Here is a 21,134-nt window from a genome sequence, read left to right as displayed (position 1 = left end):
GTGGGGCGAAAGCCTTGGTTCGAAAGGACTTTCCTGCTTCTGAAGTCAAGTTCAATTCTGATTTGGCTGCGCAACTGAGCACAGTTGTCGGTAACGTTCGACCCTTCGATCCAAGGAAATATATGAAATCGTCACTTTTGTTGGCAACCTTCGCTGCCGCCGTCGCTCTCGCCGCCTGCAGCAAGAAGGAAGAGCCTGTTGTTGCTCCCGCTCCGGCCCCGATGGAGGCTCCGGCTGTTGCTCCGGCTCCGGTCGCCGAGGCTGCTTCTGCAGTCAGCGAAGCCGCTTCGGACGCCGCTGCTGCTGTTGGCAGCGCCGCCACCGCGACTGCTGGCGCCGTCAGCGATGCCGCATCGGCCGCTGCTGCTGCCGCATCGAAGTAATTCGATTCCGGCATCGAACAGGCCGCCTTCGGGCGGCCTTTTTTGTGCCCGTTTGTTTCAGGCGACAACAATCCATTCGGTCCCTGTTTTCGGATCGGCAACCTCGATATCGTCGGACGATGCACCAAGTGCGTGCGCCAGCGTGCCGCGCGCCAGCTCGACGGTATTGTTTCGCTCACTCAGATGTGCCGCGACGACATGGCGCAGGCCGGGATGGGCGACACCGGCGAGGATCTCGGCGGCGACCGGGTTGCTCAGATGGCCGAGCCGGCCGCTGATCCGCGCCTTCAGCGACGCCGGGTAGGCCGATGCGGCAAGCAGCGCCGGGTCGTGGTTCGATTCGAGCAGCAGGCTGTCGCAAGCGCTGAGATTGGCCAGAATGTGCGCGGTCAGGCAGCCGGCGTCGGTCAGCACGCCGAGCCTGCCGCTGCCGTCGGTGAACGTGACCTGCAGCGGCTCCTGTGCATCGTGCGGCACGGTATAGGGCACCAGCCGCAGCCCATCGATGTCGATGCATTCACCATCGCGGGCAAAAAATACGAGGTCGTCGTCGGCTGGCGCGGGTTCCTCGGCAAACAACGGCCCGGCGTAGTCGACGACGCGATTGACCGCGCGCCAGGTGCCTCGGCTCATCCACAGCGGAATCCGGTGTCGCCGCGACAGCGCCAGTGCACAGCCGACATGGTCGCCGTGTTCATGGGTGACGAAGATCGCGTCGATCTGCTCGACCGCGACACCGGCACGGGCAAGCCGCTGCGCCAGTTCGCGTTGCGAAAATCCGCAGTCGAGCAGCACCCGGGTGGTCCGCAGACCATCCGTCGACTCAACCAGACTTGCGTTGCCGGTGCTGCCGCTGCCCAGGCTGCGCAGGCGCATTGCCGGCGCGGCCTATTTCAGGTCGTCGACGAGCAGTGCGACGATGCGCCTGCCGGCGTCGCCGTTCTCCGGGTTGCCTTGTGAATCGAGCACCCGCACCGTGCTGCTGTCGCCTTCGCCCTTGACCGAGACGCGGTAGCGCTGCGGCGGCGACAGGCGCGTCTTGTCGCCGAACAGGCGACCGAAGAAGCCCGGCTCTTCCTTGCCGGCCTGTGCCGGATCGACATAACGGACGAAATAAAGCCCCTGGCTGCGATCGCGGTCCTCGACGGTGAAGCCGCCGCGGTCGAGTGCCAGCCCGACCCTGCGCCAGGCCCGGTCGAAACCGTCGTCGACCTGCAGCGTCGGCGTCGGCTGGTTCGGCAACAGGCGTGCACGCGCCGGCGGCACATTCGCGGTTGCGGTCTGCACCGCGGTCTTTGCCGTCTCTTCCTTCGCGCCGAGCTTGACCATCAGCCGCTGCAGCATCTCGCCCTCGAGTGCAGGATCACGCGGCCGCGGCTGCCAGACGGTCGTGTCCTTGGTCGGCGTCGCGTAGACCTCGATCATTCCGCGGTGCGAGATGAAGACTTCACTGCCGTTGCGCGTGCGCTCGACGCGGGTGCGGAACTTGTCCTTCTCACCGGTCGAGTAGACCGCATCGATGACCCGGCCGAGCGTGCGGCGGATGATGTCGTTCGGCAGCTTGGCGCGGTTCTCCGCCCATTCCGTCTCCATCACGCCGGCGGCCGGATCGTCGACCGTCAGTGCGAGGTTGCGTTCACGCCAGAACGCCTGCAGCTGCGGCCACAGTTTTTCCGGTGGCAGCGTCGTGATCAGCCAGCGCTCGTCGCCGGCGCGCTCGATCCGCATGTCGCTTGCCTGCGGCAGCGTGCCCGCTGCGGTCGGCAGCGCCTGCGTCTGGCTGCGCTGCTGCTGCTCGAAGTTGACCGCGCTGACAACGCCTCCCGGCTGCGGTGCCCGCACATCGCGCGACAGCTGGCTGAGGTCCGGGGGCACCTCGAGGCCTCTCTCGCGGACGGTCGTTCCCTTGTAATCGATCTTGTCGCCGGAAACGACCTTCTCGACCGACGAACAGCCGGCAAGGCCGAGTGCCAGCGCCGCGATCAGGGACGTCGCGGCGAATCGCCGATTGGCGGAAAGCAGGAATGGGGACACTGTGGAATTCTCCGAATGTGCCGGCTGCGCCGGCACCAATGACTGACGGGTAAAAACGGGCAGCGACAGCGCGTGCCGGGCGGCGCTTCAGAGCAGACCGGAATCCTTCATCGCGCGTTCCATCGTCGCTTCGCCGGCGCTGGTCAGCGGCAGGATCGGCAGCCGCAGCGCGCCGCCGCAACGGCCCATCTTGGCCAGCGCCCATTTGGTCGGCGCCGGGCTGGCCTCGCAGAACAGGTCGCGGTGCAGCGGCAGCAGCTTCAGGTGCAATGCGGTCGCCTCGCGGACCCGCCCCTCGATTGCGGCGATGCACATCTCATGCATCGCACGTGGTGCGACGTTGGCGGTGACGCTGATATTGCCCTTGCCACCGAGCAGCATCAGCGCGACAGCGGTCGAATCGTCACCCGAATAGATGCCGAAATGCGCCGGCGCGCGCTTGATCAGCCAGGCCGCGCGGCCGATGTCGCCGCTGGCTTCCTTGATGCCGAAGATGCCAGGCACATCGGCCAGCCGGATCGTCGTATCGACCGACATGTCGGCCACCGTCCGACCGGGCACGTTGTACAGCATCATCGGCAGGTCGACGGCTTCGGCGATGGCCTTGAAGTGGCGGTAGATGCCTTCCTGCGATGGCTTGTTGTAGTAGGGCACCACCGACAGGCTGCAGTCGGCGCCGACCTTCTTGGCAAAACCCGCCAGTTCGATCGCCTCACGCGTCGAATTGCCGCCGGTGCCCGCCATGATCGGGATCCGGCCATTCGCATGCTCGACCGCGACGCGAATGATTTCGCAGTGCTCCTCGACGGTCACCGTCGGCGACTCGCCGGTCGTGCCGACGACGCCAATGCAGTCGGTGCCTTCGGCGATGTGCCAGTCGATCAGCGCGCGCAGGCCATCGTGATCGATGCTGCCGTCATCGTGCATCGGTGTCACCAGTGCAACGATGCTGCCAACAATGGGTTTCATTCGGATTTCCTTGTGGAATCGCCGGATTTTAGCTGCCGCCGCGGCGGCCTTCGATTGCCCGGCCTCTCACAACGGATATCGGGCCGGCGGCGCTGACAACGCGCTGTGCGGCGGCTGCAGCGCGGCAATCCGTTGCACGAAGCGGTCGGGCTGCGCGACAAACCCGTCTTCATAGCCGAGCACGCGCAGGCCGTGGCTCAGCTCGAGCAGTTCGCCGTGGCGCAGCAGAAAGGCGGGATTCGACGGCTTGCCGATGCTGGCCTGGTCGATGCTGAAGGTTTCGTAGATCAGCAGCCCGCCCGGCGCCAGGCTTTCGACCAGTTTCGGCCACAGTTCGCGCCACAGGTAGTTGGTGACGACGACGGCATCGAAGCGCCGGCCCGGCAACGGCCACGGCTCGTTTTCGAGATCGGCGACGATGACCTCGGCGACGCCGGGCAACTCGCGCAGCGGCGCGACCGCCTGTGCATCGCGGTCGACCGCTGTGACGGCGAGCCCGCGCTGCGCCAGAACGCGGACATGGCGCCCGCTGCCGCAGGCCAGATCGAGCACGGTGCTGCCGGCCGGCAGCGCAGCGCTCCAGCGGATCACCCAGTCGGAGGCCTGCCCATCGCCGTGCCCATGCGCCATCAGAAACAACTCCAGATCTGCTGCGCCATCTGCATCGTCATTTCCGGCTGCAGCCAGGCGGCGAATACCAGCAGCAGCACCAGCAGCGCGGCCGCAAAGCCTGCCCAGCGCCAGCCACGGCGCGGTCGTTCGGAGGCGGTGTGCGTCGTCATGGCGTCAGCGGGGCCGGCCGCGGCAGCCGGGTGATCGCCGCCTCGCGCACCGGCAGATTGGCCAGCGCCGCAAAGATGCCGAGCGCCACCGCGATCCACCAGACCAGGTCGTAGCTGCCGGTCGCGTCGTACAGCCGCCCACCGAGCCAGACGCCGAGGAAGCTGCCGACCTGATGGCTCAGGAAGACGAAGCCGCCGAGCATCGACAGGTATTGCACGCCGAAGATCTGCGCGACCGTCGCATTGGTCACCGGCACCGTCGACAGCCACAACAGGCCCATCATCGACGAGAAGATATAGACGCTCATCGGCGTCAGCGGCAGCAGCAGGAAGGCGACGATCGCGATCGAGCGCAGCACATAGATTGCCGACAGGATGTATTTTTTCGGCATCCGCTGGCCGAGCGAACCGGCCGCATAGGTGCCGAAGATGTTGAACAGCCCGATCAGCGCCAGCGCCACCGTCGCGACATCGGGGCCGAGGCCGCGGTCCTTCAGATAACTCGGCATGTGCACCGCGATGAAGACGACCTGGAAGCCGCAGACAAAATAACCGGCGGTCAGCCAGCGGAAACTCGGGTAACGAAAGGCCTCGCGCAGCGCCTCGCCGACACTCTGCTGGTGGCCCACGTGCGGCGAGGTGCGCGGCTCGCGCAGCCCGAACGCCAGCGGAATGATCAGCAGCGCGAGGCAGCCGAGGATGAACAAGGCGTTCTGCCAGCCGAAGCCGCCGATCAGCCAGTTCTCGACCGGCACCATCAGAAACTGGCCGAACGAGCCGGCCGCTGCGGTGACGCCCATTGCCCAGCTGCGCTTGTCGGGCGCGACGTTGCGGCCAATGACCCCGTAGACAACGGCATAGGTCGTGCCCGACTGCGCCAGGCCGAGCAGCACGCCGGCGCTGCCGGTGAAGGCGAGGCCGGACGTCGCCAGGCCCATCCAGACCAGTCCGAGCCCGTACAGCACGCTGCCGAAGATCAGCACACGGAAGGCGCCGAAGCGGTCGGCGATCGCGCCGGCGAGCGGCCCGGCCAGGCCCCAGGCGAGGTTCTGGATTGCCAGCGCGAAGGCAAAAGTCTCGCGCGTCCAGCCGCGGTCCATCGTCATCGGCTGCAGCCACAGACCAAAACCGTGGCGGATGCCCATCGACATCGTGACGATCATCGCGCCGCACCACAACACCTGTGTCATCGACAGGGTGGCAGGCTGGTTGTGGGGCGCGGCTGCTGCGGTCATCCGGAGAAATGTAGCCAATCGCGGACGATGCTGCAGCGGGCTGCCGACGCCGCCTCCCTACAATCCGCCGCCATGGCGAACAAATCACCGGGGAAAAACCCGGCATCGAACTACGGCGAGGCATCGATCCGCGTGCTGAAGGGGCTGGAGCCCGTCAAGCAGCGGCCCGGCATGTATACCCGCACCGACAACCCGCTGCACATCGTGCAGGAGGTGATCGACAACGCGGCCGACGAGGCACTGGCCGGCCACGGCAGCCACATCGACGTGACGCTGCATACCGACGGCTCGGTCAGCGTCGTCGACGATGGCCGTGGCATTCCGTTCGGCCAGCATGCCGAGGAAAAGGTGCCGGTGGTCGAGATCGTCTTCACCCGGCTGCATGCCGGCGGCAAGTTCGACAAGGGCGGTGGCGCCGCCTACAGCTTCTCCGGCGGCCTGCACGGCGTCGGCGTCAGCGTCACCAATGCGCTGTCGACCCGGCTCGACGTCACCGTCTGGCGAGAGGGCCAGGTCGCATCGATAGGCTTTGCCGGCGGCGATGTCGTCGAGCCGCTGCGGATGCGCAAGATCGGCTCGGGCGACCGGCGCAGCGGCACGACGGTGCGGACATGGCCCGATCCACGCTATTTCGACAGCCCGGACCTGCCGCGTGGCGAACTGACGCACCTGCTGCGCAGCAAGGCGGTACTGATGCCCGGCGTCAAGGTCACGCTGACGATCGAGAAGACTGGCGACGTGCAGACCTGGCAGTACCAGGACGGGCTGCGGGATTATCTGACGCAGAACCTGGCTGCCGATCCGGTGATCCCGCTGTTCGAGGGTGCGCATTACGCTGACCGCGGCGAGACCGAGAATTTTGCCGAAGGCGAGGGCGCGGCCTGGTGTGTCGCCTTTACCGAAGACGGCGCGCCGATGCGCGAGAGCTACGTCAACCTGATCCCGACGGTCGCCGGCGGCACCCATGAATCCGGTCTGAAGGACGGCCTGTTCGGCGCCGTCAAGGGCTTTATCGACCTGCATGCGCTGCTGCCGAAAGGCGTCAAACTGATGCCGGAGGATGTGTTCTCCCGCGCCAGTTTCGTGTTGTCGGCGAAGGTGCTCGACCCGCAGTTCCAGGGCCAGATCAAGGAGCGGCTGAACAGCCGCGATGCGCTGCGGCTGGTCACGACCTATGTGAAGCCGGCGATGGAGCTGTGGCTGAACCAGCATGTCGAGATCGGCCGCAAGCTCGCCGAACTGGTGATCCGCCAGGCGCAAACCCGGCAGCGCGCCAGCCAGAAGGTCGAAAAGCGCAAGGGCTCGGGTGTTGCCGTGCTGCCCGGCAAACTGACCGATTGCGAAAGCCGTGATCTGACGATGAACGAGTTGTTCCTCGTCGAGGGCGATTCGGCCGGCGGCAGCGCGAAGATGGGCCGCAACAAGGAAACGCAGGCGGTGCTGCCGCTGCGCGGCAAGGTGCTCAATGCCTGGGAGGTCGAACGCGACCGCCTGTTCGCAAACAACGAGATCCACGATATCGCTGTCGCGATCGGTGTCGATCCGCACACGATGGAGTCCGGCGACCTGAGCGGCCTGCGCTACGGCAAGATCTGCATTCTGAGCGATGCCGATGTCGACGGTTCGCACATCCAGGTGCTGCTGCTGACGCTGTTCTTCAGGCATTTCCCGAAGCTGATCGAAGCCGGCCGCATCTTTGTCGCGAAGCCGCCGCTGTTCCGCGTCGACGCGCCGGCGCGTGGCAAGAAGCCGGCGGCAAAGATTTATGCGCTCGACGACGGCGAACTGCATGCAACGCTCGACAAGCTGCGCAAGGAAGGCACGCGCGAAGGCGCCTGGTCGATCAGCCGCTTCAAGGGCCTTGGCGAGATGAACGCCGAGCAGTTGTGGGATACGACGCTGAATCCGGATACCCGCCGGCTGCTGCCGATCAGTTATGCGGCCGCCGGCCATGCCGCGACCGTTGCCTCGCTGGCCCGGCTGATGGGCAAGGGCGAGGCGCAGTCGCGCCGCGACCTGATGGAATTGCACGGCGACGACGTGGAAGTCGACGTCTGATGGCGGATATCAAGCCGTCGCCGCCGATCCGCCTGCGGCCGACGATGTTGTCGGACCTCGACTTCGTGTTGTCGGTCGAGCAGGATCCGCTGAACCTGCCGTTCATCACGCCGTGGGAGCGGATCCAGCACGAGGGTGCGGTGCGCTTTCCGGACTTCCGCCATTTCATCGTCGAGGCCGGCGCCGACTATGCATCGGCCGGTTTCGTGATCCTGCAGGGTTGCCGCAATCCGCACCATTCGATTGAATTGAAACGGCTGGTGCTGCTGCCGGCGATGCATGGCATCGGCATCGGCCGCTCCTGCCTGCGCTGGCTGGCGCAGATGGCTTTTCGCGACCTCGGTGCGCACCGCTTCTGGCTCGACGTGAAGGCGTTGAACCTGCCGGCGCAGGCGCTGTACCGCAGCGAAGGTTTTGTCGAGGAAGGGCGGCTGCGCGAAAGCGTGAAGACCGCCGACGGCTACGACTCGCTGATCGTGATGTCGATGCTGGCCGATGAATATGCCCGCCGCGCCGAGGCCGCCGGGCGCTGATGCCCACGCCGCCGGCGTGGCACGCTTTTTCTGCTGATTCCGAATGAATGATCTGTTTACTCCGCCGGGCGCCTTCGAAGCCGATGGCGACGCCATCAGCCTCGCCGACTATGCCGAGCGGGCCTACCTCGAATATGCGCTGAGCGTCGTCAAGGGCCGGGCGCTGCCCGATGTCTGCGACGGCCAGAAGCCGGTGCAGCGGCGCATTCTGTACGCGATGGAGCGCATGGGGCTGGCGTTCACGACCGCCGGCGGGCCGAAGGCGGTGAAAAGCGCGCGCGTCGTCGGCGACGTGCTCGGCCGCTTCCATCCGCACAGCGACCAGGCCGCCTACGACGCGCTGGTGCGGATGGCGCAGGACTTTTCGCAGCGTTATCCGCTGATCGACGGCCAGGGCAATTTCGGCTCGCGCGATGGCGATGGCGCAGCGGCGATGCGCTACACCGAAGCGCGGCTGGCGCCGATCGCGCGCCTGTTGCTCGACGAGATCGACGAGGACACGGTCGACTTCATCGCCAACTACGACGGCTCGACGATCGAGCCGAAACAGGTGCCGGCGCGGCTGCCGTTCGTGCTGCTGAACGGCGCAAGCGGCATTGCCGTGGGCCTCGCGACCGAGGTGCCATCGCACAACCTGCGCGAAATCGCCGCCGCCGCGGTCGCGCTGATCAAGGATGCTTCGCTCGACGACGACGCGCTGGCGGCGATGCTGCCCGGCCCCGACTATCCGGGCGGCGCGCAGATCATCAGCAGCGCCGAGGACATCCGCGCGGCGTATGCCAGCGGCCGCGGCAGCCTGAAGGTCAGGGCGCGCTGGAAGATCGAGGACCTGGCGCGCGGCCAATGGCAACTCGTCGTCACCGAACTGCCGCCCGGTACCAGCGCACAAAAGGTGCTCGAGGAAATCGAGGAACTCAGCAACCCGAAGGTCAAGGCCGGCAAGAAGAGTTTGTCGAGCGAGCAGCTGGCGCTGAAGGCGACGGTGCTCGCGGTGCTCGATGCGGTGCGCGACGAATCGAGCAAGGATGCCGCGGTGCGCCTCGTCTTCGAGCCGAAAAGCCGGACGATTGCGCAGCAGGACCTGATCACGACGCTGCTCGCGCACACCAGCCTCGAAACCTCGGCGCCGATCAACCTGACGATGGTCGGCGCCGACGGGCGGCCGACGCAGAAAAGCCTGCGCCAGATCCTCGTCGAGTGGATCGGCTTCCGGATGGCGACCGTCGAGCGGCGCAGCCGGCACCGGCTGGCCAAGGTGCTCGATCGCATCCACGTGCTTGAGGGCCGGCAGCTGGTGCTGCTGAACATCGACGAGGTGATCCGCATCATCCGCGCCAGCGACGAGCCGAAGGCCGCGTTGATCGAGCGCTTCAATCTGAGCGATCGCCAGGCCGACGACATCCTCGAGATCCGCTTGCGCCAGTTGGCGCGCCTCGAGGCAATCAAGATCGAGCAGGAACTGGCCGAGCTGCGCACCGCGCAGGGCAAACTCGAAGACATCCTGAACAGCCCGGCGACGCTGCGCCGCACGGTGATCAAGGAGATCGAGACCGATGCCAAGCAGCACGGCGACGAGCGCCGCACGCTGATCCAGGCCGAGAAGAAGGCGGTGCTCGAGGTCAAGCTGATCGACGAGCCGGTGACGGTCGTCGTCAGCCAGAAAGGCTGGGTGCGCTCGCTGAAGGGCCACGAAATCGCGGCGACCGCGCTGCAGTTCAAGGCCGGCGACAGCCTGCTCGCGACCTTCAGCTGCCGCAGCGTCGATCCGCTGCTGGTCTTCGGCAGCAACGGCCGCGTCTATTCGACGCCGGTTGCGCAGCTGCCGGGCGGCCGCGGCGACGGCGCGCCGATCACGACGCTGATCGATGTCGAAAGCGGCAGCCGGCCGGCGTCTTATCTGGCGGCCGATCTGAAGCAGACGGTGCTGCTGGCTGGCAGCGGCGGCTTCGGGCTGCTGGCCGAGGTCGGCGACCTGCTGACCCGGCAACGTGGCGGCAAGGCCTTTCTGACGCTGGAGGACGGCGAGGAGCCGCTGGCGCCGCGGCTGGTCGGTGCCGCGACCCAGCTTGCCTGCCTGTCGCAGGTCGGCCGCTTGCTCGTCTTCCCGATTGCCGAACTGAAGCGGCAGGCTAATGGCGGGCGCGGGCTGACGCTGATCGACCTCGAGGGCAAGGACCGACTGCTCGACGTCTGCCCGTTCGAGAACAGCTTCGTGCTGGTCGGTGCCGGCAGAGGCGGGCGGATCAAGGAAGAAATCGTCAAACCGGCGGGCTGGGCGCCGTTTGCCGCGAAGCGGGCGCGCAAGGGCAAGCCGGCAGGCATGAAGGCGCAGGCGCTGAAGCCGACGCCGGGCTGAGCAGCGGTCAGCAACGTTTCAGCAGAAAACTGCCGAGCGGCAGGACCTTGCCGTTCAGCAGCAGTTCGACGCGGTGTTCGCCCGGATGGTGGCGGCGCGTCGTCTTGTCGGCGAGCGACAACCGCTTGCGCAGCACGATCGCTTCGCCGGCGCGGAGTTCGATCCGCTTCAGCTTGAAGACCTTGACGGTGCTGTCGCCGCGCGCCTTCTGATAATGGATGCGCAGGTCGGCCAGTGCGCTCTGCCGCTGGCGCCGCGGGTTGCGCAGTTCGCATTCGATCGTCAGCGTGTCGCCGATCGCGAGTTCGTGCGGTTCGATCGCGACCCGATCGATCTGCAGGCGCGATGGCTTGCCGTAGCCGAGCAGCGCCAGTGCCTGCGGATCGCCCCGCTTGACCGCGGAGCGCAGCGCATGGCCGATGATCCAGCGCCGCTGCGGACTCGCGTCGGCGCTGAGCCAGCGGCGGGCGGTGGCGATCAGCAGTTCCGGATGGTCCTTGCCGATGTCGTTCAGGTTGTTCGCGACCGAGCGGCGCACATACAGCGACGGATCGTCCTTCAGCTTGTCGAGCAACGCGATCACCGGCGTCGGATCGCGTTGGAAGTCGCGCAGCCGTGAGGCCCACGGCAGCCGCGGCCGGCTGCCTTCGCTGACCAGGCGGCGCACGTGTTCGTTCGGATCGCAGGCCCAGGTCTCGAGCTGCCGCAGCGTGCGCTGCGGATCGTGTTCGAGGAAGCGCCGGATGCTGAATTCGGCGGTGAAGCGCTGCGTCAGCGCATGCTGCAGCCGCATCGCCGATTCGAAGTGGTCGAGGCCGTAGCAGCCGACATACAACACATGCGGCAGCAGCAGAAAGGCCGCCATCGCATCGCCGCTGGTATCGGTGGGTTGCAGATGGTCCAGCGAGCTCAACAGAATGGCCGCGGCGGCATCGAAATCGGCCGGCAGATGGTGCTGCATCGCGGTCGCGATGTGATCGGCGCGCGCCATCAGTTCGAGCTCTTCGAAGCCGGCCAGCGCCTCGGCGACGAAGGCCCGGCGATCAAACGCCGGCCAGGCTGCCGCGAGCAGCGCGCCGATGCGCGCGACGACGGCGGGGCCGAATCGGCTTTTCAGCGTCTCGGCCATGCCGCTTGGTTCGCCGGCCGATCAGCCCGCCGGTCGCCTGATGACCTGCAATGCGACGATTGCCAATACGACGAACAGCGCCAGGCTCCAGAACTCGTACGGGATGCCGAGCAGGTCGACCGCGGCATCGGCGCAACTGGCTCGCGGCGAGAACACATCGGGCCAGAAGCTGTCGAGCCCCATTGCACCGATGATTCGATCGGCCATCGTCATGTTGCACGATGCGGTCGCGGCAGCAACGAAGTGCTGGTACAGCGCGGTAGCTATGCCGGACAGCGCCAGTAGAAAGGCCAATGCGGCGCCGAAGCGGCGCCCGGCGCTGGTGGTACAGATCAGCGCGATCAGGCAGACCAGTCCGACCGCCAGGAAGATCACCCGCTGCAGGATGCAATACGGGCAGGGCTCCATGCCGAATTGATGCTGCGAAACCAGCGCAGCGCCGACCGCCGCCAGACACAGCAGCGCGCTGCCTCCGAGCAGCAGGCGCGACCGCGCGGCCCGGTCTTCGTCGAACGCTGCGTTCATTCGACTTCGGCGATCAGTTCGATCTCGACACAGGCGCCCATGGGAATCTGTGCAACGCCAAAGGCGCTGCGGGCATGGGCGCCGCGGTCGCCGAAGACCTTGCCGAACAGTTCGGAAGCGCCATTGGTCACCAGGTGCTGTTCGGTGAAATCGGGGGTGCTGTTGACCAGGCTCATCAACTTGACGATGCGCACCACCTTGTCGAGTCCGCCGGCGGCGGCCTGCAAGGTGCCGAGCAGGTCGATCGCAACTGCACGCGCGGCGTCGACGCCGGTGGCGGTATCGATGTCGCGGCCGAACTGGCCGACCCAGGGTTTGCCTTCGCGCCGGGCAATGTGGCCGGACAGAAAAACCAGGTTGCCGCTGCGCACGAAGGGCACATAGGCGGCCGCCGGGACCGAGACCGGCGGCAAGGTGATGCCCAGTTCTTTCAGGCGTTCGGCGATGGACGTATTGGATGTCAACATGGCGTTGGACCCCGCTGAATGGGGGATCGGCAAGAGGTTGGGGGTGGGGGTCCAAATCCTACACTGTGGCCATGCCCGCGATCGGCCTGCGCATTGCCGCCGTTGCCAGTGCCAGCCGGCCGTCGGCAGCGGCCGCTGCCGCGTTGATTCTGGCGGCCTGTCTCAGCTGGCTGGGCGGCGTCGCGTTGCACCTCGGCCTCGCCGATCTGCCGGCACCGCCATGGCTGCGGGCAGCCGCGGCCAGCGGCGTGCTGGCCTTGCTGCTCGCAGTTGCCGTTTCGGCTGCCGGTTTGCAGCGTTTCGCAGCGGCGCTGTTGCTGCTGGGGGCCGGACTGCTTGGCTGGGCCGGCCCCGGGCTGGTCGCCGAGCGGCGCATCGCCGAGCGGCTGCCGGCGGCCCTCGAAGCGACCGACCTGGTGGTCACCGGCGTCGTCGCCGACCTGCCGCATGCCGGCGCCAATGGCCTGCGCTTCGCATTCGATGTCGAACGCGCATTGCGTGATGTCTCGGTGGTGCGGATTCCGCCACGGCTGATCGTCGGCTGGTATGTCGGTCGCGAAATCGATGCGTCGCTGAGCCCGGCCCAGCGCAGCCTGCGTGCCGGCCAGCGTTGGCAATTGACGCTGCGCCTGCGGCGGCCGCACGGCAACATGAACCCGCATGGTTTCGACTACGAGCTGTATCTGTTCGAACGCGGCATCGGTGCGACCGCCTATGTGCGCGAGGTGGCGCAACCAGCGCGGCTGCTCGCCGACGGTGTCGGCCACCGTGTCGCTGCGCTGCGGCAGACGGTGCGCGACGCGATCTTCTCCAGCGTCGACGACCGGCGCGCCGCCGGCGTGCTGGCGGCGCTCGCCGTCGGCGACCAGGGTGCGATCGACCGCGACGATTGGCAGCTGTTTCGAGACACCGGCATTGCCCACCTGGTTGCGATCAGCGGGCTGCACGTGACGATGTTTTTCTGGCTCGCCGGCCGGCTGATCGCGGCCTGCTGGCGGCGCAGCCCGCGGCTGGCGCTGGCCGTTGCGGCGCCGGTCGCCGGCCGCTGCGGCGGGCTTGCGGCAGCGACGGCTTATGCGCTCATCGCCGGCTGGGGCGTGCCGGCGCAGCGCACGCTGCTGATGCTTGCGCTGGTCGTGCTGCTCGCCAGCCTGGGCCGACGTTGGCCGTGGCCGATGATCCTGCTCGCGGCGGCGGTGCTGGTCACGCTGCTCGATCCGTGGGCGCTGCTGCAGCCGGGGTTCTGGTTGTCGTTCGTCGCGGTCGGGCTGCTGCTGGCAAGCGGCGCCGAAGACGCCATGCCGGCGGCATCGGGGCGCGGCCAGTGGCGGTGGAAGGCCATCGTCGATCGGCTCGTGGCCGCCCCAATGCGCCAGCTGCTGCGCAGCCAGCTGGCAATCACCGTCGGGCTGGCGCCGCTGAGCATCATCTTCTTCCAGCAGCTGTCGGTGGTCGGTCTGATGGCCAACCTGGTCGCGATCCCGCTGGTCACCTTGCTGATCACGCCGCTGGCGCTGCTCGGCGTCGCGCTGCCGTGGCTCTGGCAGCTTGGTGCGCTGCTGCTGCAGGGCTTGACCATGCTGCTTGGCTGGCTCGCCAGTTGGCCGTTTGCGGTCTGGACGGTGGCCGAGGCGCCGCTGTGGGCCCATCTGCTGGCCATTCCGGCCGCACTGCTCGCGGTGCTGCCGCTGCCTTGGCGGACCCGCCTGCTGGCGCTGCCGCTGCTGATCCCGCTGCTGCTGCCGCCGCGCGTGTTGCCGGCGTACGGGCAGTTCGACGTGCTCGCACTCGACGTCGGCCAGGGCACGGCGGTGCTGGTGCGCACGCATTCGCACCTGCTGCTGTTCGACACCGGCCCGCACTATGCGCGCGACAGCGACGCCGGCCAGCGCATCGTGCTGCCGCTGCTGCGCGGCCGCGGCGAACGGCGCATCGACAAGCTGGTGTTGAGCCATCGAGACAACGACCATGTCGGCGGCGCCGCATCGCTGATCGGCGCGATGGCGGTTGGCGAGCTGTTCGGTTCGCTGGAAGATGGCCATCCGCTCGCCAACCTCGGCCCGCCGCTGCAGCGCTGCAGCGCCGGCCTGGGCTGGCAATGGGATGGCGTGAGTTTCGAGATGCTGCATCCGCTGAAAGCCGACTATGACGGCGTCCGCAAGCCCAATGCGATGTCGTGTGTGCTGCGCGTCGCGGCTGCTGGCGCCGGCGCGGCCTCATTGCTGATCACCGGCGATATCGAGCGGCAGCAGGAACTCGAGCTGCTGTCGCGCGCCGCGTTGCAGCTTCCGAGCCGCGTGCTGATCGCGCCGCACCATGGCAGCCGGACTTCGTCGATCGAGGAATTCATCGAAGCGGTCGGTCCGCAGGTCGTCGTTTTCCAGGCCGGCTACCGCAACCGCTTCGGTCACCCGAGTGCCGAGGTCGTCGACCGCTATCGCCGGCGCGGCATCCAGGTGATCGAAACGAGCCGCTGCGGCGCCTGGTGGTGGCGTGGCGGTGATCCGCTGCAGGCGGTCTGCGAGCGCGAGCGGCAGCGCCGCTATTGGCACGACCGCCCGGCGTGATCCGCCGCAGCGCAGCCGATGCCGGCATACCACGCGGATTGTCCGCGCCGCTCGCCGGCATGGGATGATGCGGCTACCCTGTTCTGGAGTGGTCGCGCGACGGCCAGCGATCCCGGGATGGTCTGGATGTTGCTTCGCCCACGCGGAGGAGTTTGCCGATGAAACAGAGTTTTGACGAAATGCGCCTGGCCGACGGCGGCGTCCGGGAGCACTATCGGGTCTATGCGGACTGGCTGGCGAGGCAGGACGACGAGGTGATGCGCCAGCAGCGCGAGGAAGCGGAAATGATCTTCCGCCGCGTCGGCATCACGTTTGCGGTTTATGGCGCCAATGACGACGGCAAATCGGGTACCGAACGGCTGATTCCGTTCGACCTGATTCCGCGCATCATCCCGGCCAGCGAGTGGCAGCAGCTCGAACGCGGCCTGCGCCAACGCGTTGCGGCGATGAACCGCTTCATCCACGACATCTATCACGACCAGGAAATCCTGCGCGCCGGCATCATTCCGGCCGAACAGATCCTGAAGAATGCGCAGTTCCGGCCCGAGATGATGGGCGTGTCGGTGCCGTTCGACGTCTATTCGCATGTGGCCGGCGTCGACATCGTGCGCGCGGCCAATGCCGACGGCAGCGGCAGCTATTTTGTTCTCGAGGACAACCTGCGGGTGCCGAGCGGCGTCAGCTACATGCTGGAAAACCGCAAGATGATGATGCGGCTGTTTCCGGACCTGTTCAGCATGCAGCGCATCGAGCCGGTGGCGCACTATCCGGACCTGCTGCTCGAAACGCTGCGTGCGGTATCGCCTGCCGCCGCACTCGATCCGACCGTCGTCGTGCTGACGCCGGGCATGTACAACAGCGCCTATTTCGAGCATGCCTTCCTCGCCCAGCAGATGGGTGTCGAACTGGTCGAGGGCCAGGATCTGTTCGTCAAGGACGATTTCGTCTACATGCGCACGACGCAGGGCCCGAAGCGGGTCGATGTGATCTACCGCCGGCTCGACGACGATTTTCTCGATCCGCAGGTATTCAGGTCCGATTCGACGCTCGGCTGCGCCGGCCTGATCAGTGCGTACCGCGCCGGCAACGTCAATATCGCCAATGCCATCGGCACCGGCATTGCCGACGACAAGTCGGTTTATCCGTATGTGCCGAAGATGATCGAGTTCTACCTCGGCGAGAAGCCGGTGCTGAACAATGTGCCGACCTACCAATGCCGGCTCGATTCGGACCTGCGTTATGTGCTCGACCACCTCGAGGAACTGGTCGTCAAGGAGGTTCACGGCGCCGGCGGCTACGGCATGCTGGTCGGCCCGGCCGCCAGCAAGCAGCAGGTGGCCGATTTCCGCACCGCGCTGATCGCCGACCCAGCGCGCTACATCGCACAGCCGACGCTGAGCCTGTCGACCTGCCCGACCTTCGTCGAATCCGGCGTCGCGCCGCGCCACATCGACCTGCGTCCGTTCGTGCTGTCCGGCACCGAAGTGCAGATCGCACCGGGCGGCCTGACCCGCGTCGCGCTGAAGCAAGGCTCGCTGGTCGTCAATTCATCGCAGGGCGGCGGCACCAAGGACACCTGGGTGCTGAAGAAGTCGCGCCAGTTTCAGCAACAGCAACAAGGGGGCTGAACGATGCTGTCGAGAACTGCAGACCATCTGTTCTGGATGGCGAGGTATATGGAAAGGGCAGAGAACACCGCCCGCATGCTCGATGTCAATTACCAGACCTCGCTGCTGCCGCAATCGACGCACTATGCGGAGATGGGCTGGAAAGGCTTGTTGAGCATTTCCGAATTGAGCGGCGATTTTGCGAAGCGGTATGGCGAGGTGACGCCGGCGAGCGTGATGAACTACATGGTGCTCGATGTGCGCAATCCGTCGAGCATCAGCAATTGCCTGAAGGCCGCGCGCGAAAATGCACGCGCGGTGCGCGGTTCGCTGACGACCGAGGTCTGGGAGACGCAGAACCAGACCTGGCTCGAATTCCAGCGCATGGTCGAGGACGGCAAGCTGCTCGACGATCCGTCCGATACCTTCGACTGGGTCAAGTTCAGATCGCATCTGTCGCGTGGCGTCGTGCTCGGCACGATGCTGAAGGACGAGGCCTTCCACTTCCTGCGCATCGGCAGCCTGCTCGAGCGTGCCGACAATACCGCGCGGCTGCTCGATATCAAGTTTCATGCGCTGCAGATCGAGAACCGCGGCAGTGCCCAGCCGATGGCCGGCGGCATCAGCCAGGCGCAGGAGAGTTCGGGTGCCGACTCGATGCCCGAGGAGGACCAGGAAGTCGAGTTCGACTTCTACCACTGGTCCGCGCTGCTGCGCTCGGTGTCCGGCTTCGAGGTCTATCGCAAGACCTACCGCAATGTGATCAGGCCTGAGAAAGTCGCCGAGCTGATGATCCTGCGCCCCGACATGCCGCGCTCGCTGGCCTCGTGCATGAGCGAGGTGCTGGAAAATCTGCGCGTCGTCGCCAACGCACAATCCGGCGAAACGCTGCGCCGCGTCGGCCGGCTTTGCGCCGACCTGCAATATGCGCGGATCGAGGAGATCCTCGAGACCGGCCTGCACCCTTATCTGACGCAGTTTCTCGAGCGCGTCGCGATGCTCGGCGCCGGCATCAGCCGCGATTTCCTGGTTCCCGGCGATGCCTGAAGCCAGCCGTGCGGGCCGCCTGCGCGGCGGCCGCCGTTTCCTGTTCCGGAGTATTGAATGTCCATCCATGTCGCGCTGAACCACGTCACGCATTACCGCTACGACCGGCCGATCAACCTCGGCCCGCAGGTGGTCAGGCTGCGTCCGGCGCCGCATTCGCGCACCCGCATCCTCAGTTATTCGATGCGGGTCGAGCCGACCGAACACTTCATCAACTGGCAGCAGGATCCGCAATCCAACTACCTGGCCAGGCTCGTCTTTCCGGAGAAGACGACCAGTTTCCGGATCGAGATCGATCTGGTTGCCGAGATGGCGGTGCTCAATCCGTTCGATTTCTTTCTCGAGCCGTCGGCCGAACATTTCCCGTTCAAATATGCCCCGGAGCTCGAGACCGAACTCGCGGCCTACCTGATCAAGGCGCCGACGACGCCCGAATTCGAGAAATTTCTCGCCAGCATCCCGCGCGACAAAACGCCGACCAATGATTTTCTGGTCGCACTGAACCAGCGGCTGCAGCGCGAGATCGGCTACCTGGTGCGGATGGAGCCTGGCGTGCAGACGCCGGAGGAAACGCTGGTCAAGGCCAGCGGCTCGTGCCGCGACACCGGCTGGCTGCTGGTGCAGGTGCTGCGCCACCTCGGGCTCGCCGCGCGGTTTGTCTCCGGCTATCTGATCCAGCTGAAAAGCGACGTCAAGTCGCTCGACGGCCCGAGCGGCACCGAAGTCGATTTCACCGATCTGCACGCCTGGTGCGAGGTCTATCTGCCGGGTGCCGGCTGGATCGGCCTCGATCCGACTTCCGGGCTGCTTGCTGGCGAAGGCCACATTCCGCTCGCCTGTTCACCGGAGCCGTCGTCTGCGGCGCCGGTCAGCGGTGCGATCGACGAATGCGAAACCGAGTTCGAGCATTCGATGTCGGTCAGCCGGGTCTGGGAAGCGCCGCGCGTGACGCTGCCCTACAGCGAGGAGCAGTGGGCCGCGATCGAACAGCTGGGCCACCAGGTCGACGGTGACCTGCAGAACTCCGATGTGCGCCTGACGCAGGGCGGCGAACCGACCTTCGTATCGGTCGACGACCGTGAAGGCGCGGAGTGGAATACCGAGGCGATGGGGCCGACCAAGCGTTTGCTCAGCGCCGACCTGATGGACAAGCTGCGCGCCAAATATGGCGAGAACGGCCTGCTGCACTATGGCCAGGGCAAGTGGTATCCCGGCGAGCAGTTGCCGCGCTGGTCGCTGAACCTGTACTGGCGCAAGGACAAGGAGCCGATCTGGACCCATCCGGATCTGTTCGCGAGCGAACACCAGGACTACCAGGTCTCCGATGGCCAGGCACGCCAGTTTCTGCTCGGCGTTGCCAAGCGTCTGCGGCTCGACCCGCAATACATCTTCCCTGCCTTCGAAGACACCTACTATTACCTGTGGCGCGAGCGCCGGCTGCCGTCGAACGTCGATCCGTTCGACGCCAAGCTGTCTGATCCGCTGGAACGTGAACGCCTGAACAAGGTGTTCACGCAGGGCCTGGACAAGGTCGTCGGCCATGTGTTGCCGCTCGGCCGGCAGCATGCGCCAGGGGCCGCGACACGCTGGCGCTCGGGCCCGTGGTTTCTGCGCAGCGAGCGCTGTTATCTGTTCCCGGGTGACTCGGCGATGGGCTACCGGCTGCCGCTCGATTCGCAGCCCTGGGCCGACGACAAGGATCTGCCGTGGATCCATCCGCCGGACCAGACCCAGGTCTTCCCGCCGCTGCCGGTTTATCAGCGGCTGCGGCTGGTGACCCAGCTGGCCGGACGAAGCGACGCTGCCGCTGCCGAAGTCGCCGGCGCGCCGGCCGGCCGTGCCGGCGACGCATCTGCCGCGTCCGGCGACCCGGCGCTGCAGCGCCCTGGCCACCTGCAGTCGGCCGGCGGCGTCGTCCGCACCGCGATGTGTGCGGAACCGCGCAACGGCCGGCTGTATCTGTTCATGCCACCGGCCGAAGCGCTGGAGGATTACCTGGAAATCGTCGCGGCGATCGAGGACACCGCGGTCGAGATGAAGCTGCCGGTGATCCTCGAGGGTTACGAGCCGCCAAAGGATCCGCGACTGGCCACGCTGCGGGTGACCCCCGATCCGGGCGTCATCGAGGTCAATATCCACCCGGCGCACGACTGGAACGAACTGGTCGAGCAGACGACGCACCTGTACCAGGCTGCGCACGAGACGCGGCTGTCGACCGAAAAATTCATGCTCGACGGCCGCCATACCGGTACCGGCGGCGGCAACCATTTCGTGCTCGGCGGCGCGAAGGTGGCGGATTCGCCATTCCTGCGCCGGCCCGATCTGCTGGCCAGCATGGTCGCCTACTGGCACAACCATCCGGCGCTGAGTTATCTGTTTTCCGGGCTGTTTGTCGGCCCGACCAGCCAGGCGCCGCGCATCGACGAGGCGCGCAATGACTCGGTCTACGAGATCGAGATCGCCTTTGCCGAACTGAAACGCGTGACGGCCGCCGACCAGCCGCCGTGCCCGCCGTGGCTGATCGACCGGCTGCTGCGCAACCTGCTGATCGACGTCAGCGGCAATACCCACCGTGCCGAGTTCTGCATCGACAAGCTGTATTCGCCGGATGGCCCGACCGGGCGGCTCGGCCTGCTCGAGATGCGCGCGTTCGAGATGCCGCCGCATGCGCGGATGAGCCTGACGCAGCAGCTGCTGATGCGTGCGCTGGTCGCGCGGTTCTGGAAACAGCCCTATCAGCCGGCCCAGCTGAAGCGCTGGAATACCGAACTGCACGACCGCTTCATGCTGCCGCACTTCATCTGGGAGGATTTGTGCGACGTCATCGAGGAATTGAACGATGCCGGCTTTCCGATGCAGGCCGAGTGGTTTGCACCGCATCTGAATTTCCGCTTCCCGCGGCTCGGCGATTTCCAGGCCCGCGGCGTCGAGATCGAGCTGCAGATGGCGCTCGAGCCCTGGCATGTGATGGGCGAGGAGGGCGCTCCCGGCGGCACGGTCCGGTTTGTCGACTCCTCGGTCGAACGGCTTCAGTTGCGCGCGACCGGGCTGGTCGGCGAGCGCCACGTGCTGACCTGCAATGGCCGCGTCGTGCCGCTGCAGCCGACCGGCCGGATCGGCGAGGCGGTTGGCGCGGTGCGTTACCGCGCCTGGCATCCAACGTCTGCGCTGCATCCGACGATACCGGTCGATGCGCCGCTGACCTTCGATCTGGTCGATACCTGGATGGGCCGCTCGATGGGTGGCTGCCAGTACCATGTCGCGCACCCGGGCGGGCGCAGCTACGACACCTTCCCGGTCAATGCCTACGAGGCCGAGGCCAGGCGGCTGGCGCGATTTTTCCGCGTCGGGCACACACCGGGCAAGATGGACGTGCACAGCGAACCGCGCAACCCGAACTTTCCGTTCACGCTGGACCTGCGGCGCGCCCGCGCGGGCTGAT

Annotated in this window: 17 protein-coding genes; 8 read left to right on the top strand and 9 right to left on the bottom strand. The window is 66.5% G+C overall.

Annotation, left to right across the window (positions count from 1 at the left end):
* Positions 1-14: 14 nt before the first annotated feature.
* Positions 15-383 carry a hypothetical protein gene (locus ACNH6H_RS02330; protein ID WP_418315290.1) on the top strand — a complete coding sequence of 123 codons (369 nt, stop codon included), beginning with the start codon at positions 15-17 and terminating at the stop codon, positions 381-383.
* A gap of 57 nt (positions 384-440) precedes the next feature.
* On the opposite strand, the gene ACNH6H_RS02325 is transcribed toward ACNH6H_RS02330, so the two are convergent.
* The 6 genes from ACNH6H_RS02325 to ACNH6H_RS02300 all read right to left on the bottom strand — a co-directional run bounded on the left by ACNH6H_RS02325 (position 441) and on the right by ACNH6H_RS02300 (position 5,403).
* Positions 441-1,259 (bottom strand): MBL fold metallo-hydrolase, encoded by an 819-nt coding sequence (locus tag ACNH6H_RS02325; RefSeq protein ID WP_418315288.1) that lies wholly within the window; start codon positions 1,257-1,259, stop codon positions 441-443.
* A gap of 12 nt (positions 1,260-1,271) precedes the next feature.
* Complete coding sequence (bamC, locus tag ACNH6H_RS02320) at positions 1,272-2,417, bottom strand: outer membrane protein assembly factor BamC (protein ID WP_418315286.1); 1,146 nt, start codon at positions 2,415-2,417, stop codon at positions 1,272-1,274.
* Between the two features lie 87 nt (positions 2,418-2,504).
* Entirely contained in the window at positions 2,505-3,386 is an 882-nt protein-coding gene (dapA, locus tag ACNH6H_RS02315) for a 4-hydroxy-tetrahydrodipicolinate synthase (RefSeq protein WP_418315285.1), read from the bottom strand.
* 66 nt (positions 3,387-3,452) lie between these two features.
* On the bottom strand, positions 3,453-4,016 hold the full coding sequence (locus ACNH6H_RS02310; RefSeq protein ID WP_418315284.1) for a class I SAM-dependent methyltransferase: 564 nt from the start codon (positions 4,014-4,016) through the stop codon (positions 3,453-3,455).
* The gene (locus tag ACNH6H_RS02305; protein ID WP_418315282.1) at positions 4,016-4,168 is read right to left on the bottom strand and encodes a hypothetical protein; all 153 of its coding nucleotides are present in this window, start codon (positions 4,166-4,168) and stop codon (positions 4,016-4,018) included. Before ACNH6H_RS02305 ends, ACNH6H_RS02310 begins: the two co-directional genes overlap by 1 nt.
* Positions 4,165-5,403 (bottom strand): MFS transporter, encoded by a 1,239-nt coding sequence (locus tag ACNH6H_RS02300; protein ID WP_418315280.1) that lies wholly within the window; start codon positions 5,401-5,403, stop codon positions 4,165-4,167. The genes ACNH6H_RS02305 and ACNH6H_RS02300 overlap by 4 nt, the downstream gene beginning before the upstream one ends.
* A gap of 72 nt (positions 5,404-5,475) precedes the next feature.
* Here ACNH6H_RS02300 and ACNH6H_RS02295 point away from each other — a divergent pair, with 72 nt between their 5' ends.
* The 3 genes from ACNH6H_RS02295 to parC are packed head-to-tail and all read left to right on the top strand — an operon-like array spanning position 5,476 to position 10,350.
* Positions 5,476-7,461, top strand: a complete 1,986-nt coding sequence (locus ACNH6H_RS02295; protein WP_418315278.1) for a DNA topoisomerase IV subunit B — start codon at positions 5,476-5,478, stop codon at positions 7,459-7,461.
* On the top strand, positions 7,461-7,994 hold the full coding sequence (locus tag ACNH6H_RS02290) for a GNAT family N-acetyltransferase (RefSeq protein WP_418315277.1): 534 nt from the start codon (positions 7,461-7,463) through the stop codon (positions 7,992-7,994). The genes ACNH6H_RS02295 and ACNH6H_RS02290 overlap by 1 nt, the downstream gene beginning before the upstream one ends.
* A 43-nt stretch (positions 7,995-8,037) precedes the next feature.
* Positions 8,038-10,350, top strand: coding sequence for a DNA topoisomerase IV subunit A (gene parC, locus ACNH6H_RS02285; RefSeq protein WP_418315275.1), 2,313 nt, complete (start codon positions 8,038-8,040; stop codon positions 10,348-10,350).
* Between the two features lie 7 nt (positions 10,351-10,357).
* On the opposite strand, the gene ACNH6H_RS02280 is transcribed toward parC, so the two are convergent.
* Genes ACNH6H_RS02280 through ACNH6H_RS02270 form a run of 3 tightly spaced genes read right to left on the bottom strand, consistent with a single transcriptional unit; the run spans position 10,358 to position 12,471 of the window.
* Positions 10,358-11,479, bottom strand: coding sequence for a DNA alkylation repair protein (locus ACNH6H_RS02280; protein WP_418315274.1), 1,122 nt, complete (start codon positions 11,477-11,479; stop codon positions 10,358-10,360).
* A gap of 21 nt (positions 11,480-11,500) precedes the next feature.
* A complete protein-coding gene (locus ACNH6H_RS02275) occupies positions 11,501-12,004 on the bottom strand; it encodes a disulfide bond formation protein B (RefSeq protein ID WP_418315272.1) in 504 nt (167 codons plus the stop codon).
* Positions 12,001-12,471: a RidA family protein gene (locus ACNH6H_RS02270; RefSeq protein ID WP_418315271.1), complete on the bottom strand. Its 471-nt coding sequence runs from the start codon at positions 12,469-12,471 to the stop codon at positions 12,001-12,003. Before ACNH6H_RS02270 ends, ACNH6H_RS02275 begins: the two co-directional genes overlap by 4 nt.
* A gap of 71 nt (positions 12,472-12,542) precedes the next feature.
* Here ACNH6H_RS02270 and ACNH6H_RS02265 point away from each other — a divergent pair, with 71 nt between their 5' ends.
* The 4 genes from ACNH6H_RS02265 (at position 12,543) to ACNH6H_RS02250 (ending at position 21,133) form a co-directional block, all read left to right on the top strand.
* On the top strand, positions 12,543-15,038 hold the full coding sequence (locus ACNH6H_RS02265; RefSeq protein ID WP_418315269.1) for a DNA internalization-related competence protein ComEC/Rec2: 2,496 nt from the start codon (positions 12,543-12,545) through the stop codon (positions 15,036-15,038).
* A gap of 158 nt (positions 15,039-15,196) precedes the next feature.
* Positions 15,197-16,666 (top strand): circularly permuted type 2 ATP-grasp protein, encoded by a 1,470-nt coding sequence (locus ACNH6H_RS02260; RefSeq protein ID WP_418315268.1) that lies wholly within the window; start codon positions 15,197-15,199, stop codon positions 16,664-16,666.
* A 3-nt stretch (positions 16,667-16,669) separates the two neighbouring features.
* Positions 16,670-17,692 carry an alpha-E domain-containing protein gene (locus tag ACNH6H_RS02255; protein ID WP_418315267.1) on the top strand — a complete coding sequence of 341 codons (1,023 nt, stop codon included), beginning with the start codon at positions 16,670-16,672 and terminating at the stop codon, positions 17,690-17,692.
* A 57-nt stretch (positions 17,693-17,749) separates the two neighbouring features.
* Positions 17,750-21,133, top strand: a complete 3,384-nt coding sequence (locus ACNH6H_RS02250) for a DUF2126 domain-containing protein (protein ID WP_418315265.1) — start codon at positions 17,750-17,752, stop codon at positions 21,131-21,133.
* Position 21,134 lies beyond the last annotated feature (1 nt).

It is taken from the genome of Pseudideonella sakaiensis, from assembly GCF_048320135.1.
Classification (GTDB): Bacteria; Pseudomonadota; Gammaproteobacteria; order Burkholderiales; family Burkholderiaceae_C; genus Ideonella_A; species Ideonella_A sakaiensis_A.
Note: the sequence above shows the minus strand (reverse complement) of the source record. Positions and strands in the feature narration are given on the sequence as shown.